The organism is Treponema sp. R6D11, from assembly GCF_054786075.1.
This window is the reverse complement of sequence record NZ_BDHD01001289.1, coordinates 1-338: the sequence shown is the minus strand read 5'-3', so window position 1 is coordinate 338 and position 338 is coordinate 1. Positions and strand designations below refer to the sequence as shown.

The 338-nt window shown below is 41.7% G+C and carries 1 protein-coding gene; it reads right to left on the bottom strand.

The window, feature by feature from the left end; translation table 11 throughout:
- The coding region (locus tag ACYVTD_RS18470) for a hypothetical protein (RefSeq protein WP_461249052.1) at positions 1-338 on the bottom strand (338 nt) is incomplete at both ends.

Genomic DNA, 338 nt, shown 5'->3' with positions numbered 1-338 from the left:
ACCAGGAACTGACCATTTCGGTTGTTACCCAGTAAAATGAATTGGTTGGATTAGTGGTAAGATTAGTAGCCGTTATTGTCTCACTACCGGTTCCTCGGTAAAAGAATTTTACATACCGTGAGTCGGTACGGTGTGTTCCGTCTTTTAACGGGAAACCAGCTATTGTCGGCAGGCTGTTTCTAAAATTTGTTCCCGCAATCATCATGGGATGACTGTTTTCGACAATATTAGTAGTACTACCGTTACTGCCTGTAACCCCCGCTTGATGTATCATTATTACCGTTCTAAATACGCCTTCAAAGCTGTTATACGATTTAGAAGTTGGGTTGGTATAGCTT